Below are 14,049 nucleotides of genomic sequence, written 5' to 3' on the forward strand. Positions count from 1 at the left end.
CCATGAAGCCTCTGCATACCCGACTGGCGCTGGGCATCGCCGTCCTGGCCATCGCCGGCCTCGCCGGCGGCGCCGCCTGGGCCCACCGCCACGGCGACGACGGACACGAACGCCATGAACGCGGCGAACGCGGCGAGAGCCGCGCCGCCGCGACGCTGCTGCCGGCCTACGAGCAGGAGTGCGGCGGCTCCTGCCACGTCGCCTATCCGCCCGGCATGCTGCCGGCCGAGTCCTGGAAACGGGTGATGAACGGGCTCGACCAGCATTACGGCAGCGACGCTTCGCTCGACGCCGCGGCCCAGAAACAGATCGCCGCCTGGCTGGACACCCAGGCCGGCAGCGGCCGCCGCGCGCGCAGCGCACCGCCCGAGGACCGCATCACACGCAGCGCCTGGTTCGAGCGTGAGCACGACGAGATCCGCGCCGCCGTCTGGCAGCGCAAATCGGTCGCCAGCCCGGCCAACTGCGGCGCCTGCCACCCGCGCGCCGCCCAGGGTGACTTCGAAGAACACGACGTGAAGATCCCGAAATGAACACCTCCACCCCCGCCGCCGAGCGCCGGCGCCGCCTCGTCTGGGACCTGCCGGTGCGCGTCTTCCACTGGCTGCTGGTGCTGTGTTTCGCCGGTGCCTGGCTGACCTCGGAAAGCGAGCGCCAGGCGCTGCTGCACCAGACGCTGGGCTACACGCTCGCCGGCCTGGTCGTCTTCCGCCTGGTCTGGGGCCTGGTCGGCACGCGCCACGCGCGCTTTGCCGACTTCGTCACCGGTCCGGGCGCGGTGCTGCGCTACCTCGGCGCCATCCTGCGCCGCCGGCCCGAGCACCACGTCGGCCACAACCCGGCGAGTGCACTCGCCATCGTCGTGCTGCTGCTGCTCGGGCTGGTGCTGGGCGCCAGCGGTTACGCGCTGCAGCAGGACATCGGCGGCGAGTGGCTCGAGGAAGCGCACGAGATCGCCGCCAACCTGTTCCTGCTGACCGCGGCGGCGCACGTCGTCGGCGTGCTGCTGGCCAGCCGCATGACGGGCGAGAACCTGCCGCGCAGCATGGTCGACGGGCTGAAGATGGCGCCACCGGACGAGGCGATCCGCAAGCCGTGGCGCAGTGTCGCGGCGCTGGTGATCGCCGCGGTGATCGGCTTCTGGGTGCTGCAGTGGCAGAGTGCACCGGCATCTGCGGGCGGCGACGGCGCCATCGCGACGGCCGGCCAGCACGGTCGCGACGGCGACGACGATTGAACAGCTTCCCCGCGGCTTAGCATCACCACACCATGCGCATCCTCCTGGTCGAAGACGACGCCCTGCTCGGCGATGGGCTGCGTGCAGGGCTCACGCAGGCCGGTTTCCAGGTCGACTGGGTGCGCGACGGCGAGGCCGCGTCGCGTGAACTGCGCTCTGCGGTGCACGCCGCCGCGGTGCTCGACCTGGGCCTGCCGCGCAAGGACGGGCTGGAGGTGCTCGCCGAGGCGCGTGCCGCCGGCGTGCGCCTGCCGGTGCTGGTGCTGACTGCACGCGACGCCGTCAGCGACCGCGTGCTCGGCCTGGACCAGGGCGCCGATGACTACGTCGTCAAGCCGGTCGACCTGGACGAGCTGTCGGCGCGGCTGCGCGCGCTGATCCGGCGCGCCCACGGGCTGACGCAGGAACTGCTCGCCGCCGGCGAGATCGTGCTCGACCCGGCGGCGCGCATCGTCACGCGTGCCGGCGAGCCGGTGCCGCTGTCGCAGCGCGAGTTCGACCTGCTGCACGCGCTGATGCTCAACGCCGGGCGCGTGCTGACGCGCGAGCAGCTCGAGCAGCATCTGTACCGCTGGGGGCGCGAGGTCGAGAGCAACGCCGTCGAGGTCCACGTGCACCACCTGCGGCGCAAGCTCGGCAGCGAGCTGGTGCAGACGGTGCGCGGCGTCGGTTACCTGCTGCCGGGCTGAAGCGCCGTGCGCCGTCTCCTCCCGCGTTCGTTGCAGGGCCGGCTGGTGCTGCTGGTGCTGGGCCTGGTCGTGCTGCTGTGGGCGGGCACGGTCGCGGTCACCTTCCGCGACACGCGGCGCGAACTGGCGGAACTGCTCGACGCCCACCTGGCGCAGGCGGCGACGCTGCTGGTGGCGCAGCAGGTGCGCGTCATCGAGGACGACGACGACGACGAACGCCGCGCCCGCGACGAACGCAAGCAGCGCCGCGAGACGCGGGCCGAAGGCCAGGAGCGCCGCCGCCGCCATCACGACCACGACGAGGAGCGTTTCGGCGCGCTGTCGCTGAAGCACTATTCGCCGCGTGTCGTGTTCCAGATCTGGCACGAGGGCCGGCTGGTGCAGCGTTCGGCCAACGCGCCCGAGCAGCGCCTGGACCGTTTCGGCGCCGACGGCCGGCCGGGGCGGGAGCGCGACGGCGGTTTCGGCACCGTGCGCATCGACGGCGAGCCCTGGCGCCTGTTCAGCGCCCGCGGTTCCGACCGTGACGTGCAGGTCTTCGTTGCCGAACACCTGGGCTCGCGCCGCGCCATCCTGCACGCGCTGCTGCTGGGCACCTTGTGGCCGCTGCTGCTGGGCCTGCCGCTGCTGGCGCTGGGCATCTGGTGGGCGGTGCGGGCCGGCACCACCCCGCTGCGGCGCCTGGGCCGCACGCTGGCTGCACGCGAGCCGCAGACCCTGGCGCCGGTGGACGTGGCCGATGCGCCCAGCGAGATGCAACCGATGATCGACGAGCTGAACAGCCTGTTCGGCCGCATCGCACGCATGCTGGAGACCGAACGCCGCTTCACCGCCGACGCCGCGCACGAGCTGCGCACGCCGATCGCCGCGATCCGCACCCAGGCCCAGGTGGCGCTGGCCGAAGCCGACGGCGAGCGCCGCCGCCACGCGCTGCAGGCCACGATCGAAGGCTGCGACCGCGCGGTGCGCCTGGTCGAGCAGTTGCTGACGCTGGCGCGCCTGGACGCCGGCGGCGCCGCGCCGACGATGGCGCCGGTGGCGCTGGCCGCGGTCGCGCGCCGCAGCGCCGCGGCGCTGGCACCCCAGGCACTGGCGCGGGGCCAGACGCTGGAGCTGGAGGCCGACGACGAGATCCGGCTCGAAGGCGTCGAGGCTTTGCTGGCGGTGCTGCTGCGCAACCTGCTGGACAACGCGCTGCGCTACAGCCCCGCTGGCGCCCGCGTGCACGCCACGCTGCAGCGCCACGGCAGCACCGTCGTGCTGACGGTCGAGGACAGCGGCGCCGGTATGGCCGACGCCGACATCGCGCGCCTGGGCGAACGTTTCTTTCGCGTGCTCGGCCAGGACGCCAGCGGCAGCGGCCTGGGCTGGTCCATCGTGCGCCGCATCGCCGCGCTGCACCACGCGCAGGTCGACGTCACGCGCTCGGCTGCGCTCGGCGGGCTGGCGGTGCGCGTGATCTGGCCGGCCTGATCAGCGGGGGATCGGGCGCGGTTTGCCGTCGGCGGCGATCGCCACGTAAGTCAGGTTGGCCTCGGTGACCTTGACGATCTGCGGGTCGGCCGGGTTGCGCTCGGCGTAGACCTCGACATGCACGGTGACGGACGTGTTGCCGACGCGCTCGACGCGGGCGTAGAAGCTCAGCAGGTCGCCGATCGACACCGGCTGCTTGAAGACGAACTGGTTCACGGCCACCGTCGCGATGCGGCCGCGTGCCACCCGCGCCGGCAGCACCGCGCCGGCGAGATCGACCTGGGCCATGATCCAGCCGCCGAAGACGTCGCCGTTGGCGTTGGCGTCGGCCGGCATCGGCATCACGCGCATCACGAGCTCGGCGCCGTCGGGCAGCGTGCACGGCGCCATGTGCGGGACCTGCGGGGCTGCGGGAGAGTTCATTCGGGCAAGGCTCCAAGGCAAACACAAGCGACGGGATTGTGGCCTGCCGGCCCGCGGCCTGCGCCGCTTCGGCCGCAGGGCGACAATCCCGCCCATGCGTTCCTCTTCCCGCTCCCTGAGCGCGCCCCCGGCCCCGGCCACCGAACCCGGTGCCCCGCGTTCGGACTGGAAGACGCTCGGGCGTCTGCTGCCCTTTCTCTGGGTCTACCGCTGGCGGGTGTCGATCGCGCTTGCCTGCCTGATCGCGGCCAAGGTCGCCAACGTCGGCGTGCCGCTGCTGCTCAAGCAGCTGGTCGACGCGATGTCCTTCAAGCCCGGCGACCCGGCCGCGCTGCTGGTGGTGCCGGTCGGGCTGGTCGTCGCCTACGGGCTGCTGCGCCTGTCGACCTCGATCTTCACCGAGCTGCGCGAGCTGATCTTCGCCAAGGCCACCGAGGGCGCGTCGCGCAGCATCTCGCTGAAGGTCTTCGGCCACCTGCACGCGCTGTCGATGCGTTTCCACCTGGAACGCCAGACCGGCGGCATGACGCGCGACATCGAGCGCGGCACGCGCGCGGTGCAGTCGCTGATCTCGTACACGCTCTACAGCATCCTGCCGACGCTGATCGAGGTCGGCCTGGTGCTCGGGCTGCTGGCGGTCAAGTTCGACGCCTGGTTCGCCTGGATCACCGGCTTCGCGCTCGTCTTCTACATCGGCTTCACGATCTTCGTGACCGAGTGGCGCACGCAGTTCCGCAAGCAGATGAACGAGCTCGACTCGACCGCGCACTCGCACGCCATCGACTCGCTGCTGAACTACGAGACCGTCAAGTACTTCAACAACGAGGAGTTCGAGGCCCGGCGCTACGACCAGAGCCTGCAGAGCCTGCAGCGCGCCAAGCTGAAGAGCCAGAGCACGCTGAGCCTGCTCAACACCGGCCAGCAGCTGATCATCGCCACCGCGCTGGTCGGGATGCTCTGGCGCGCGACGGTCGGCGTCGCAGAAGGCCGGCTGACGCTGGGTGACCTGGTGATGATCAACGCCTTCATGATCCAGCTGTACATCCCGCTGAACTTCCTCGGCGTGATCTACCGCGAGATCAAGCAGGCGCTGACCGACCTGGAGAAGATGTTCGGCCTGCTCGAACGCGAGCGCGAGGTCGCCGACGCGCCCGGCGCGCCCGAGCTGAAGGTCGGTGCCGGCGCGGTGCGCTTCGAGCACGTGGACTTCGCCTACGACCCGGCGCGGCCCATCCTGCACGACGTCAGCTTCGAGATCCCGCCGGGGCGCACGGTGGCCGTGGTCGGCGCCTCGGGTGCCGGCAAGTCGACGCTGGCGCGGCTGCTCTATCGCTTCTACGACGTCGCCGGTGGCCGCATCACGATCGACGGCCAGGACATCCGCCAGTGCACCCAGGCCAGCCTGCGGCGCGCGATCGGCATCGTCCCGCAGGACACGGTGCTGTTCAACGACACCGTCGAATACAACATCGCCTACGGCCGCCCGGGCGCTTCGCGTGCCGAGGTCGAGGCCGCGGCGCGCCAGGCCCGCATCCACGACTTCATCGCCTCCACGCCCAAGGGCTACGCGACGATGGTCGGCGAGCGCGGGCTGAAGCTCTCGGGCGGCGAGAAACAGCGTGTCGCGATCGCCCGCACCCTGCTGAAGGACCCGCCGGTGCTGATCTTCGACGAGGCGACCTCGGCGCTGGACTCGGCCAACGAACGTGCGATCCAGGCCGAGCTGCGCAGCGCGGCCCAGGGCAAGACCGCGCTCGTCATCGCCCACCGGCTGTCGACGGTGGTCGACGCGTACGAGATCGTCGTGCTCGACCAGGGCCGCGTCGTCGAACGCGGCGCCCACGCCGAGCTGCTGGCGCGCAATGGCCGCTACGCCCAGATGTGGCAGCTGCAGCAGGCGGCGCAGGACGCTGACGAACCCGCGGCCGTCTGAACACGCGGGCCGGGCGCCGCGCCCGGCTGGCTACACTGCCCCGATGGAAACGAAGTGGCTCGAGGACTTCGTCAGCCTCGCCGAAACGCGCAGCTTCTCGCGCTCGGCGCAGCTGAGGCATGTCACGCAACCGGCGTTCTCGCGCCGCATCCAGGCGCTGGAGGCCTGGGCCGGGATCGACCTCGTCGACCGCTCGTCCTACCCGACACGGCTGACACCGGCCGGCGAGACCCTGCACGCGCAGGCGCTCGAGGTGCTGGGCTCGCTGCAGTCGGTGCGCAACATGATGCGGTCCTACCAGGCCGCCGGCCTGGACATGATCGAGTTCGCGGCGCCGCACACCCTCGCGTTCACCTTCTTCCCGCACTGGCTGATGGACCTGCGCCAGCGCTTCGGCAAGATCAAGAGCCGGCTCACCGGCCTGAACGTGCACGACGCGGTGCTGCGCCTGACCGAAGGCGGCTGCGACCTGCTGATCGCCTACCACCACCCGTCGCAGCCGCTGCAGCTGTCGACCGACCGCTACGAGATGCTGAGCCTGGGCAGCGAGACGCTGGCCGCCTACGCCAAGCCCGACACCGAAGGCCAGCCGCTGTTTCGGCTGCCGCACCCGGACAAGGTGCCCTGCCTCAGCTACGCCTCGGGCGCCTACATGGCGCGGCTGGTCGAGCTGATCCTCAAGCAGGCGGCAGTGCCGGCGCAGCTCGAGCCGATCTACGTCACCGACATGGCCGAAGGCCTGAAGGCGATGGCGCTCGAGGGCCACGGCCTGGCCTTCCTGCCGGCGAGCTCGGTGCACCAGGAGATCGAGACCGGCCGCCTGGTCGCCGCGGCCCCGCCCGGCGCCTACGAGCTGACGATGGACGTGCGCATCTACCGCGAGCGCCCGGAGTTCGCCCGCCACCCCAAACCCGGCGTGCAGGCCCTGTGGGACTTCCTGCGCCGCGGCTGATGTCTGGCGATGGTGTTGCGCGTCCGGCCCGATTCGTGCATTCCCTGGGGCCGGGCGCTTCGTGCGCCCGTTTGTCATCCCTAAAATGAGCGGTTCCGCCTTTCACCTGCTTCCCACTGCGAAGGAGAGTTCATGAAGAAGACGTTGCTGGCCGTAGCCACGCTGCTGGCCGTCGGCGCTGTCCAGGCCGATACCCTGTCCAAGATCAAGGAAACTGGCACGGTGACGATGGGCGTGCGCGAGTCCTCGGGGCTGTCGTACACGCTGGGCGACGGCAAATACGTGGGCTATCACATCGACGTCTGCCAGAAGGTCATCTCCGACATCCGCAAGAAGCTGGGCCTGTCGAGCCTGACCATCAAGTACCAGCCGGTGACCTCGCAGAACCGCATCCCGCTGGTGCAGAACGGCACCGTCGACATCGAGTGCGGCTCGACGACGAACAACCTCGCGCGCCAGAAGGACGTGGCCTTCGCCGTCACGACCTACGTCGAGGAAGTGCGCACCGCGGTGAAGGCCGACTCGGGCATCAGCTCGATCTCGCAGCTCGCCGGCAAGACCATCGCCACGACCACCGGCACGACTTCGGTGCAGACGCTGCGCAAGCATGAACGTGCCAACGGCATCGACTTCAAGGAAGTCTTCGGCAAGGACCACGCCGACAGCTTCCTGCTGCTGGAATCGGGCCGCGCCGACGCCTTCGTGATGGACGGCTCGATCCTGGCGAAGAACATCGCCACCTCGAAGAACCCGGCCGGCTTCAAGATCGTCGGCGAAGTGCTGTCGGTCGAACCGATCGCGATCATGCTGCGCAAGGACGACCCGGCGTTCAAGGCCGCGGTCGACGACAGCATCAAGGCGCAGATCAAGAGCGGCGAACTGGCCAAGACCTACGACAAGTGGTTCCTGCAGCCGATCCCGCCGACCAACGCCAAGATCGGCCTGCCGCTCAGCGGCGCGACCAAGGCCGCCTGGGCGAACCCGAACGACAAGCCGATGGAAGACTACGCCAAGCGCTGACGCGCTCGCGTCGGGCCCGCCTCCGTCCCGGGGCGGGCCTCTTTTTTGACCTGAGGGAGAGCGCGTGACCTGGGACTGGCAGATTTTCTGCACCGAGACCGTCACTGGCGAGGTGCTGCCCGGCTGCTTCGGCCGCGGCGGCGACATCACCTACCTGGACTGGCTGCTGTCGGCCTGGGGCTGGACACTGTCGGTGTCGGCGCTGGCGCTCGTCGTCGCGCTGTTCTTCGGCTCGTTGGTGGGCATTCTGAGGACCACGCCGGACCGCCGGCTCGTGTTCTTCGGCAACGCCTGGACCGAGCTGTTCCGCAACATTCCGCTGCTGGTCCAGATCTTCCTCTGGTACCACGTGCTGCCGTCGCTGTTCAAGCCGCTGCAGGCCTTCCCGAGCTTCGTGCTGGTGGTCTTCGCGCTCGGCTTCTTCACCTCGGCGCGTATCTCCGAGCAGGTGAGGGCGGGCATCCAGAGCCTGCCGCGCGGCCAGCGCTACGCGGGCCTGGCGATGGGGCTGACGCTGCCGCAGACCTACCGCTACGTGCTGCTGCCGATGGCCTTTCGCATCATCGTGCCACCGCTCACGAGCGAGGCGATGAACATCATCAAGAATTCCTCGGTCGCGTTCGCGGTGAGCATCGCCGAGCTGACGATGTTCGCGCTGCAGGCCGGCGAGGAGACCTCGCGCAACATCGAGATGTACCTCGCGGTGACGGTGCTCTATTTCATCTCGGCCTTCACGATCAACCGTGTCGCGCAGTTCATCGAGAACCGTGTCCGCGTGCCGGGCATGATCGGCGGGAAGTGAAGCGATGAATCTCGACTTCAGCTTCTTCACCCCCGATGTCGTCTCCAGCTTCATCGTCAAGGGCCTGCTGTTCTCGCTGCAGCTGACGCTGTTCGCGATGATCGGCGGCATCGTGCTGGGCACGCTGCTGGCGCTGATGCGCCTGTCCGGCAAACCCTGGCTGGTGACGCCGGCGGCGGCCTACGTCAACACCATGCGCAGCGTGCCGCTGGTCATGGTGATCCTGTGGTTCTTCCTGCTGATCCCGCTGCTGCTGGGCCGGCCGCTGGGCGCCGAGCTGTCGGCCTTCGTCACCTTCACGCTGTTCGAGGCCGCCTACTACTCCGAGATCATGCGCGCCGGCATCCAGAGCGTGCCCAAGGGCCAGGTCTACGCCGGCTACGCGATGGGCATGAACTACCGCCAGACGATGCAGCTCGTGGTGCTGCCGCAGGCCTTCCGCAACATGCTGCCGGTGCTGCTGACGCAGACCATCATCCTGTTCCAGGACACCTCGCTGGTCTACGCGATCGGCGCCTACGACCTGCTCAAGGGCTTCGAGATCGCCGGCAAAAACTTCAACCGGCCGGTCGAGACCTATCTCGTCGCGGCCGTCGTCTACTTCGTGATCTGCTTCGGCCTGTCGATGCTCGTGCGGCGGATGCAGGCGCGGATCGCCATCATCCGCTGAAGGATTCCGAATGATTCAGATCAACAACGTCAGCAAGTGGTACGGCAGCTTCCAGGTGCTGACCGACTGCACCACCTCCATCAAGAAGGGCGAGGTCGTCGTCGTCTGCGGGCCGTCGGGCTCGGGCAAGAGCACGCTGATCAAGACCGTCAACGCGCTCGAGCCGTTCCAGAAGGGTGACATCTCCGTCGACGGCATCAGCCTGAGCGACCCCAAGACCAACCTGCCCAAGCTGCGCGCACGCGTCGGCATGGTGTTCCAGCACTTCGAGCTGTTTCCGCACCTGTCGGTGACCGAGAACCTGACGCTGGCGCAGATCAAGGTTCTCGGCCGCTCGGTCGACGAAGCCAAGGCGCGCGGGCTGAAGATGCTCGAGCGGGTCGGCCTGACGGTGCACAAGGACAAGTACCCGGGCCAGCTGTCCGGCGGCCAGCAGCAGCGCGTGGCGATCGCGCGCGCGCTGTCGATGGACCCGATCGTGATGCTGTTCGACGAGCCGACCTCGGCGCTCGACCCGGAAATGGTCGGCGAGGTGCTGGACGTCATGGTCCAGCTGGCTCACGAGGGCATGACGATGATGTGCGTGACCCACGAGATGGGCTTCGCGAAGAAGGTCAGCCACCGCGTGATCTTCATGGACCACGGCAAGATCGTGGAGGACTGCACGAAGGACGACTTCTTCGGCGATCCGGACGCGAGATCGGTGCGCGCGAAGGACTTCCTTTCGAAGATCCTCTCGCACTGAAGTTTCAGAGCGCACGCCAGATCACCCTTCGTGGACGTGCGCCGATCCTGCCCTGCCAGGGTGCGTGGGGCTTCCCGCGATGACGCTGCACCCACCGACCATCCTCGTCCTGCTGCTGCTGGGATACGCCATGCTGGGCCTGCAGCTCGCGATGGTGCGCCGCCGCCTGCACGGCAGCGAGGCGCTGCGCCGCTGGAGCTGGGGCAACAGCCTGCTGCTGCTCGGCCACCTGATGCTGCTGGCGCGTGTCGTCGTGCCGCTGCCGGTGTCCGTGATCGCCGGCAACGGGCTGATCCTGCTCGGCGAGTGCGCCTACGTCGCTGCGCTGCAGCAGTTCATCACCGACCGCCCGCTGCCGCGCGCGATGCGCATCGTCTGCGCGCTGTCGGTGCTGGCGATGTTGCCGCTGGCGCTGTTCGACACGCCGATGCGCGTCTTCATCGTCTCGCTGGTGACGCCGCTGCCGGTGATCTGGGGCGCCTGGCAGGTCTGGCGTGCGCGCGACCAGGTCGAACGCTCGCTGTGGCCGGTGGGCTTCACGCTGGCCTTGATCCCGCTCGCGTTCTTCGGCCGCGCCGCCGACGCCTGGCTGCATCCGCAGGCCTACCACGACCTCGCCGTGCCGAACACGATGCAGGTGATGATGCTGCTGACCAGCTTCGCCGCGCTGTTGGGGGCGGGTTTCGGCTTCGTGCTCGCCTGCACCGAGCGCGCGACACGTTCGATGGAACGCCTGGCCTCGCACGACCACCTGACTGGCGCACTGAACCGCCAGGCCGCCGAGCTGATGCTCGAGCACGCGCTGCAGCGTGCCCGGCGCGAGCGCAGCACCGTCGTCTTCGTGCTGCTCGACCTCGACCGCTTCAAGCTCATCAACGACCTCAACGGCCACGTCTTCGGCGACGAGGTGCTGCGCCGCTTCGCGCAGACGGTGCGCGAGCGCCTGCGCAGCTCCGACGTCTTCGCGCGTTACGGCGGCGAGGAGTTCGCGCTGGTGCTGCCCGACAGCGACACCGCCGGCGCGCTCGGCGTGCTCGACGAGCTGCGCCGCGCCACTGCGGAGATGGGGTTGCGCGCGCCCGATGGGCGAGCTTTCGTGGTCACGTTCTCGGCCGGCGTCGCGTTGAGCCCGGGCGGCGACATCGACGCCGACGCGCTCTACCGCGACGCCGACACGGCGCTGTACCAGGCCAAACACGCCGGCCGCGACCGCTCGGTGCTGGCCGAGCCCGAGCTCACCGGGTCCCGTCCGGGGGTGCCGGCATGACGGCCGCGCAGCCGCGCCTTCTTTCGGGGATGCTCCGGACCTGAACTCCCGTCGCCCGGCCGGCTGCTGCCGACGCCGGGTTCGGCCTTGCTCGCGGGCATTGCGAGCATTCCGCGATGACCCTGCACGAGCCCACCATCTTCGTCCTGCTGCTGCTGGGCTACGCGATGCTCGGGCTGCAGCTGGCCACGATCGGCCGCGGCCTGGCCGGCGGCGAGTCGCTGCGGCGCTGGGGCTGGGGCAACAGCCTGATGCTGGCCGGCTATCTGTTCCTGCTGGCCGACGTCGCCGCGCCGTGGGCGGGATGGGTCGTCGCCAGCAACGGCCTGATCGTGCTCGGCGAGTTCGTCTTCGTCGCCGCGCTGCAGCGTTTCATCGACCAGCGCCGGCCGCCGCGGCTGCTGCGCATCGGGGGTGTCGCCAGCGCGCTGTCGATGGCGCCGCTGATGCTGCTGCCGACACCGACGAGGATGCCGATCCAGTCGCTGATCGCCGCACTGCCGCTGCTGTGGGCGGGCTGGCTGGTCTGGCGCAGCCGCGGCCGGGCCGAACGTTCGCTGCGGCCGGTGGGCCTGATGCTGGTGCTGGTCGCCGTGGCGCTTCTGATCCGCTGTGGGCACGCGCTGCTGCAGCCCCAGGCCTACGTCGACCTGTCGCAGCCCAATCCGGCGCAGATCCTGCTCGAGATCACCGCCTTCACCGCGTTGGCGGGTTCGGGCTTCGGCTTCGTGCTCGCCTGTGCCGAGCGTGCGACGAGTTTGCTCGAGCGCCAGGCCTCGCGCGACCACCTCACCGGTGCGCTGAACCGCATGGCCGGCGGGCCGCTGCTCGAGCGCACGCTGCAGCGCGCCCGGCGCGAGCGCCGCAGCGTCGCCTATCTGCTGCTCGACCTCGACCGCTTCAAGCAGGTCAACGACGAACACGGCCACGTCTTCGGCGACGAGGTGCTGCGGCGTTTCGTGCAGGCGGTGCACGCGCGGCTGCGTGCGTCGGACCTGTTCGTGCGCCTGGGTGGCGAGGAGTTCGCGCTGGTGCTGCCCGACAGCGACGCCGCCGGAGCACTGGCGGTGCTGGAGGACCTGCGCCAAGACTGCCGCGCGCTGGGCCTGCGCACCGAGGCTGGCCGGGCCTGCCCGCTCAGCTTCTCGGCCGGCATCGCGTTGAGCCCGCAGGGCAGCGTCGACGCCGACGCGCTCTACCGTGCGGCCGACGCCGCGCTCTACCGCGCCAAACGTGCCGGCCGCGACCAGGCGGCACTGGCCGGGGCCGATGAGACAATTCCCCGATGAGTCTTGCGCCCACCTCGCTGACGATCACCCGCCCCGACGACTGGCATCTGCATCTACGCGACGGCGCCGCGCTCGCCGCGGTGCTGCCTTACACGGCGCGCGAATTCGCGCGAGCGATCGTGATGCCCAACCTGCGCCCGCCGGTGACCACGGCCGCGCTGGCCTCGGCCTACCGCGAGCGCATCCTCGCCGCGCGTCCCGAGGGCTCCGGCTTCGAGCCGCTGATGACGCTGTACCTGACCGACAACACGCCGCCCGACGAGATCGAGCGTGCGCGGGCGGCCGGCGTCGTCGCGCTCAAGCTCTATCCGGCCGGCGCCACGACGAACAGCGACGCCGGCGTCACCGACCTGCGCCGCTGCTACCCGACGCTGGAGGCGATGCAGCGGGCCGGCCTGCCGCTGCTGGTGCACGGCGAGGTCACCGACCCCGAGGTCGACGTCTTCGACCGCGAGGCCGTGTTCATCGAACGCGTGATGCAGCCGCTGCGCCGCGACCTGCCCGAGCTGAAGGTGGTGTTCGAGCACATCACGACGCAGGAGGCCGCCGCGTACGTCGCCGCCGCCGACGCCTTCACCGCCGCGACGATCACCGCCCACCACCTGCTGTACGACCGCAACGCACTCTTCGTCGGCGGGCTGCGGCCGCACTACTACTGCCTGCCGGTGTTGAAACGCGCCGTGCACCGCGACGCGCTGCTGGCCGCGGCCGCCTCGGGCAGCCGCAAGTTCTTCCTCGGCACCGACAGCGCGCCGCACGCGGCGGCGCTGAAGGAGCAGTCGGTCTGCGGCGCCGGGTGTTTCACCGCGCCGGCGGCGCTGGCGCTCTACGCCGAAGCCTTCGAACGTGCCGGCGCACTCGACAAGCTGGAGGCCTTCGCCGCCTTCAACGGCCCCGACTTCTACGGCCTGCCGCGCAACACCGGCAGCGTGACGCTGCGCCGCGAGCCCTTCGTGCTGCCCGAGACGCTGCCCTTCGGCGACACCGTCATCAAACCGCTGCGTGCCGGCGAAACCCTGCCCTGGAGACTCGCTGCATGAGCACCGAACGCGTGATGCTGCTGATCGACGCCGACAACGTGTCCGTCGACGTCATGGAACAGGCCGTCGAGTTGCTGCTCGACGCCCACGGCGCGCTGCACGTGCGCCGCGCCTACTGCACCGCCGAGAGTGCGCTCAAGCACCAGGCCACCTTCAAGCGCCTGGGCATCAAGCCGATGGTCAACCTGGCCGCCGGCAAGAACTCGACCGACATCGCGATGGCCGTCGACGCCATCGACCTCGTGATCGCCGAGCGCCCGGACGTGGTCGCGATCGCGTCGTCGGACTCCGACTTCGCGCCGCTGGTGCAGCGCCTGCGCGAAAAGGGCTGCCGCGTCGTCGGCATCGGCCAGGAAGGCAAGACCGGCGACGAGACGATCTCGGTCTACGACGCCTTCACCGTCTTCGCCCACCGCCGCGGCCGGGTCGCCGCCCCGGCGCCGGCGCGTGCTGCCCAGCGCGGCCAGCGTGCCGGCACGCGTGGCGGGGCAGGGCAGCGCAACGCGCCG

The 14,049-nt window shown here is 70.0% G+C and carries 15 protein-coding genes; 14 read left to right on the forward strand and 1 reads right to left on the reverse strand.

Going from position 1 to position 14,049, the window contains the following annotated elements:
- The first annotated feature begins 2 nt into the window (after nt 1–2).
- Genes CKO43_RS17525 through CKO43_RS17540 form a run of 4 tightly spaced genes read left to right on the forward strand, consistent with a single transcriptional unit; the run spans nt 3 to nt 3,399 of the window.
- Nucleotides 3–533, forward strand: a complete 531-nt coding sequence (locus CKO43_RS17525; protein WP_200379386.1) for a diheme cytochrome c — start codon at nt 3–5, stop codon at nt 531–533.
- Nucleotides 530–1,237 carry a cytochrome b/b6 domain-containing protein gene (locus tag CKO43_RS17530; protein WP_200379387.1) on the forward strand — a complete coding sequence of 236 codons (708 nt, stop codon included), beginning with the start codon at nt 530–532 and terminating at the stop codon, nt 1,235–1,237. Before CKO43_RS17525 ends, CKO43_RS17530 begins: the two co-directional genes overlap by 4 nt.
- A 32-nt stretch (nt 1,238–1,269) precedes the next feature.
- The gene (locus CKO43_RS17535; RefSeq protein WP_200231326.1) at nt 1,270–1,926 is read left to right on the forward strand and encodes a winged helix-turn-helix domain-containing protein; all 657 of its coding nucleotides are present in this window, start codon (nt 1,270–1,272) and stop codon (nt 1,924–1,926) included.
- A gap of 6 nt (nt 1,927–1,932) precedes the next feature.
- Entirely contained in the window at nt 1,933–3,399 is a 1,467-nt protein-coding gene (locus tag CKO43_RS17540) for an ATP-binding protein (protein WP_200379388.1), read from the forward strand.
- Here the strand turns inward: CKO43_RS17540 and CKO43_RS17545 are convergent, their stop codons facing one another.
- On the reverse strand, nt 3,400–3,822 hold the full coding sequence (locus CKO43_RS17545) for an acyl-CoA thioesterase (RefSeq protein WP_430699165.1): 423 nt from the start codon (nt 3,820–3,822) through the stop codon (nt 3,400–3,402).
- A gap of 94 nt (nt 3,823–3,916) precedes the next feature.
- On the opposite strand from CKO43_RS17545, the gene CKO43_RS17550 reads away from it, so the two are divergent.
- The 10 genes from CKO43_RS17550 to CKO43_RS17595 form a co-directional block, all read left to right on the forward strand.
- Complete coding sequence (locus CKO43_RS17550; protein ID WP_200231328.1) at nt 3,917–5,755, forward strand: ABCB family ABC transporter ATP-binding protein/permease; 1,839 nt, start codon at nt 3,917–3,919, stop codon at nt 5,753–5,755.
- 43 nt (nt 5,756–5,798) lie between these two features.
- Nucleotides 5,799–6,707 (forward strand): LysR substrate-binding domain-containing protein, encoded by a 909-nt coding sequence (locus CKO43_RS17555; RefSeq protein WP_200231329.1) that lies wholly within the window; start codon nt 5,799–5,801, stop codon nt 6,705–6,707.
- 132 nt (nt 6,708–6,839) lie between these two features.
- Nucleotides 6,840–7,727, forward strand: coding sequence for a transporter substrate-binding domain-containing protein (locus tag CKO43_RS17560; protein WP_200231330.1), 888 nt, complete (start codon nt 6,840–6,842; stop codon nt 7,725–7,727).
- A gap of 64 nt (nt 7,728–7,791) precedes the next feature.
- Complete coding sequence (locus tag CKO43_RS17565) at nt 7,792–8,529, forward strand: ABC transporter permease subunit (RefSeq protein ID WP_200231331.1); 738 nt, start codon at nt 7,792–7,794, stop codon at nt 8,527–8,529.
- Between the two features lie 4 nt (nt 8,530–8,533).
- Nucleotides 8,534–9,199 carry an amino acid ABC transporter permease gene (locus tag CKO43_RS17570; RefSeq protein ID WP_200231332.1) on the forward strand — a complete coding sequence of 222 codons (666 nt, stop codon included), beginning with the start codon at nt 8,534–8,536 and terminating at the stop codon, nt 9,197–9,199.
- 10 nt (nt 9,200–9,209) lie between these two features.
- Nucleotides 9,210–9,944: an amino acid ABC transporter ATP-binding protein gene (locus CKO43_RS17575; RefSeq protein WP_200231333.1), complete on the forward strand. Its 735-nt coding sequence runs from the start codon at nt 9,210–9,212 to the stop codon at nt 9,942–9,944.
- A 79-nt stretch (nt 9,945–10,023) separates the two neighbouring features.
- Nucleotides 10,024–11,211: a GGDEF domain-containing protein gene (locus tag CKO43_RS17580; RefSeq protein WP_200231334.1), complete on the forward strand. Its 1,188-nt coding sequence runs from the start codon at nt 10,024–10,026 to the stop codon at nt 11,209–11,211.
- 116 nt (nt 11,212–11,327) lie between these two features.
- Nucleotides 11,328–12,500, forward strand: coding sequence for a GGDEF domain-containing protein (locus tag CKO43_RS17585; protein ID WP_200379389.1), 1,173 nt, complete (start codon nt 11,328–11,330; stop codon nt 12,498–12,500).
- Nucleotides 12,497–13,540, forward strand: a complete 1,044-nt coding sequence (pyrC, locus tag CKO43_RS17590) for a dihydroorotase (RefSeq protein WP_200231336.1) — start codon at nt 12,497–12,499, stop codon at nt 13,538–13,540. Before CKO43_RS17585 ends, pyrC begins: the two co-directional genes overlap by 4 nt.
- The coding region (locus CKO43_RS17595) for an NYN domain-containing protein (RefSeq protein ID WP_200379390.1) at nt 13,537–14,049 on the forward strand (513 nt) is incomplete at its 3' end. The genes pyrC and CKO43_RS17595, both read left to right, overlap by 4 nt.

The organism is Rubrivivax gelatinosus, from assembly GCF_016583785.1.
Taxonomy (GTDB): Bacteria; Pseudomonadota; Gammaproteobacteria; order Burkholderiales; family Burkholderiaceae_C; genus Rubrivivax; species Rubrivivax gelatinosus_B.